This window comes from Larkinella sp. C7 (assembly GCF_006149005.1).
Taxonomy (GTDB): Bacteria; Bacteroidota; Bacteroidia; order Cytophagales; family Spirosomataceae; genus Larkinella.
In genome coordinates, this window is record NZ_VBSL01000288.1 from 1 (window position 1) to 309 (window position 309).

Here is a 309-nt window from a genome sequence, read left to right on the forward strand (position 1 = left end):
GAACAATCTTGGTGCTCAGACTTTCAACGATTTCTTGGTCAGTATCCAATTCTGAAATTGGAATCAGGTAACCATTTTCCTCGTCCTTGATGAAGTTTTGATTCCCATAACGGACATCAAAGCCAATCAGGGGAAGGCCTGAACCGATGGCTTCCATAAGGGTCAGACCAAAGCCTTCACTCTTGGAGCCTGACAGGTAGACCTCGTGGTGCATATAAGTATGGCTCAAATCCTGGTGGCCTAGCAGTTGGATGTAATCCTTGGCTCCCTTTTCCTCGATGATTTGGCGAAGCTTGGCTTCTTCGCTAC

General features: G+C 46.9%; 1 protein-coding gene. It reads right to left on the reverse strand.

Annotation, left to right across the window (positions count from 1 at the left end; genetic code table 11):
* On the reverse strand, positions 1 to 309 hold a 309-nt coding region (locus FH871_RS35450), incomplete at both ends, for a glycosyltransferase (RefSeq protein ID WP_138995397.1).